The following is a 3453-nucleotide window of genomic DNA, read 5'->3' on the forward strand; positions in this document are numbered from 1 at the left end:
GAGCGCGAAGCCGTTGACGGTGCTGCCGTTGCCCAGCGTGTAAGTGTCGCTGTCCGACGCCACGGTGATCGTCACCGTCACCGTATCGCCGACCTGGGCCGGTTGGTTGGGGATCGTGACGTTGGTGATCGACGGCGGCGTCGTGTCCGCCGTGTTGTTCGTCACCGACTGGTTGGTCACCGTGGCCGGGGCGTTGCTCGCGGTGTCGGAGAGGGTGCCGGTGCCCGGGTTGTAGTCGAGCGTCACCGTCTCGCCCTGGCCGACCGCCGAGGCCAGGGTGAAGGTCAGCGTGGCGGTGCCGGACCCGCTGGCGTAGGTCGCGGCGCGGCTCTGGCCGGCGACCGTCACGGTCAGGCCGGCGGCGCTGCTCGCCGACATGGCTTCGGCAAAGGTGACCGTCAGCGTCGTGCCGTTCACCGCCGCCGAGGCGATGGTCGGCCGGTTGGCGTCGATGCGGTCGGCACCCTGGCTGATCGCCGTGGTGTAGGGAGTGTTGGAGTTGCCGGCGGTGTCGGTCAGCACGATGTTGACCGGCACGTCCGAACCCGCCGCGACATCGGTGCCGCCGCTGGTCACCGTGAAGGTGGCGGTGTAGGTGGTCGCGTCGACCTTGGCCAGGTTGCCCAGCGTGAAGCCGCCGACGGTGCTGCCGTTGCCCAGCGTGTAGGTGTCGCTGTCCGACGCCACGGTGATCGTCACCGTCACCACGTCGCCGATCTTCATCACGGCGTCCGGGATCGACACCCCGGTGATCGACGGCGGCGTCGTGTCGGGCGCCGCGGTGCTGTTCGTCACCGACTGGTTGGTGACGCTGGCCGGCGCGTTGCTCGCGGTGTCGGTCAGGGTGCCGGTGCCCGGGTTGTAGTCGAGCGTCACCGTCTCGCCCTGGCCGACCGCCGAGGCCAGGGTGAAGGTCAGCGTGGCGGTGCCGGACCCGCTGGCGTAGGTCGCGGCGCGGCTCTGGCCGGCGACCGTCACGGTCAGGCCGGCGGCGCTGCTCGCCGACATGGCTTCGGCAAAGGTGACCGTCAGCGTCGTGCCGTTCACCGCCGCCGAGGCGATGGTCGGCCGGTTGGCGTCGATGCGGTCGGCACCCTGGCTGATCGCCGTGGTGTAGGGAGTGTTGGAGTTGCCGGCGGTGTCGGTCAGCACGATGTTGACCGGCACGTCCGAACCCGCCGCGACATCGGTGCCGCCGCTGGTCACCGTGAAGGTGGCGGTGTAGGTGGTCGCGTCGACCTTGGCCAGGTTGCCCAGCGTGAAGCCGCCGACGGTGCTGCCGTTGCCCAGCGTGTAGGTGTCGCTGTCCGACGCCACGGTGATCGTCACCGTCACCACGTCGCCGATCTTCATCACGGCGTCCGGGATCGACACCGCGGTGATCGACGGCGGTGTCGTGTCGGCGGGAGCCGGCGGCAGGGAGACGTAGGTGTCCGTCCCGCTCAGCGTCAGCGTCTGATAGGGCGTGTAGATGGTTTCGACACCCGACACGAAGACGGTGCCGGCGGTGTCGGTGATGGTCACCACATCGTTGCCGGTGCCGCCGATCACGGTTTCCAGCCCCTCGACCTGGACCGTGTTGCCACCGGCGCCGAGGTAGATGACGTCGGTGCCTGCATTGCCGACGATGGATTCGACGGCGGACACCGTCATGGTGGCGCCCCTGGAGGTGCGCACCGTCACCACGTCCATGCCGGAACCGCCGATCAAGGTTTCCAGCGCCTCCACCTGGATGGTGTTGCCGCCGGTGCCGAGGACGACGACGTCGTTCCCCGCCTTGCCGACGACGGACTCGATCGCCGAAACCGCGAGGGTCATGCCGTCGCTGTTGAGCGCGACGACCAAGTCGTCGCCGGAACTGCCGATCATCGTCTCGACCAGCGACACCAGCATCGTGCTGCCGGTGGTGCTCCAGGGAATGCTCTGGTCGCCGACGATCGGGCTTCCGTCCCGGAGCGTGATGTTGACGACGTCGTTGCCGCCACCGCCGATCAGGGTGCTGAGGCTTGCCACCGTGATGGTGTTGCCAATGTCGAGGAGGATGGCGGCGCTCCGGCCGCCGTTGCCGTTGACGGCGGCTCCGCCGACGATTGTTTCGATCGATGAGATGGCGACGGTGCCGCCGCCGGTCTGCAGATTGGCCGTGCCGGACCGGAAGGCCAGCGTTGCGATGTCGTTGCCGGTGCCGCCGATCAGGGTTTCCAGGAAGGCGATGCCGATCGTGTTGCCGCCGTTGGCCAGAATGACCGTATCGTTGCCGGCGGCCGCGGACCCGTTTCCGAGGACAAGCTCGATGCCCTGCAGGAACATCGTGTTGGTGCCACCCCCGATGGTGGCGATCATGTCCAGGCCGTTGGTCCCGATCAGCGTCTCCATCAGGGACACTGTCATGGTGGAGCCGGTGGACCCCGCGGCGTTGAGGTTGATGACGTCCTTGCCCGCGCTGCCGACGAGCGATTTCAGATAGGCCACCGACATGGTGTTGCCGGTGGTGCCGGCCAGCGTGATGAGGGCGGTGCCGGTGGTCGCGCCGATGATCGTTTCGAGCGATTCCACCACCATGGTGGTGCCGGTGGTCGTCAACAGAACCCGGTCGTTGCCGGAACCGCCGATCAGCGTCTCCAGCGCCTGGACCGTAATCGTGTTGCCGCCCGTGCCGGCCAGCGTCACGACATCCTTCCTCTGGGCCGATGTGCCGCCGATGAGACGATCGAGGTTGGACACCGTCAGGGTCTGGCCCTGGGTGTTGAGCCTGACGCCCTGGGTGCTGCCGTTGCCAACGATCCCCGACCAAGCCTCCGTCGAGGAAAAGACGTAGTCAGCACCAGGCGTGAGCGTCAGAGTTCCACCAGCAGCCATCTCATCCTCTTATAGTAGCATTCTTAGGCTTCGGGACCCTAGTGGCGGGAGCGCGCTTCCCATTCGATCCGCCACTACCTCTCAATAATGGATAGCGAGGTTAATATTTTGTCTACGCCTATTTTCAGACACTGGATGGCGGCAGCATCACGTGCACTGCGGCATGGAATTGGGCACGCCTAATTGGCGCGAGCAACTTTATTTTTGTAAGGTATGATTGCAGAAAAGCGCAATGCATCTTCTATAATGGGGCGCTGCGACGTTGAATGGCGATCGGAAATAGTGCGAAACCTCGAAACTGTGCTTCGCAAGCAAGGCCACAGCAAGCAACTAATAATTACAAAAAGCGACAAATGGCATGCAGTCGTCTCATTCATCGGCAAAGCCATGGCATTGCCCTTGAGAAAGAGTGGTTAGCAATCGCGAAAAATGGTGGCGCTTTTGGGTGGCGGTCCTCGGCGACACCCCAAGTACGACGAAAAGCCGGCGCTTTCCGTTTGGAAAGCGCCGGCTTTGTCGTTCATGAAGCCGATTGTCAAGCGTGTGTGAAACCGTGTCCGTCCGTGTCCGTTTTGGTTTGGCGTGTGCCGTGGT

Annotated in this window: 1 protein-coding gene; it reads right to left on the bottom strand. The window is 65.0% G+C overall.

Going from position 1 to position 3453, the window contains the following annotated elements; translation table 11 throughout:
- Nucleotides 1-2859, bottom strand: a 2859-nt coding sequence (locus FBZ83_RS31235) for a beta strand repeat-containing protein (RefSeq protein WP_247888557.1), incomplete at its 3' end; no start/stop codon positions are given.
- Nucleotides 2860-3453 lie beyond the last annotated feature (594 nt).

Source organism: Azospirillum brasilense, from assembly GCF_007827815.1.
Classification (GTDB): domain Bacteria; phylum Pseudomonadota; class Alphaproteobacteria; order Azospirillales; family Azospirillaceae; genus Azospirillum; species Azospirillum brasilense_C.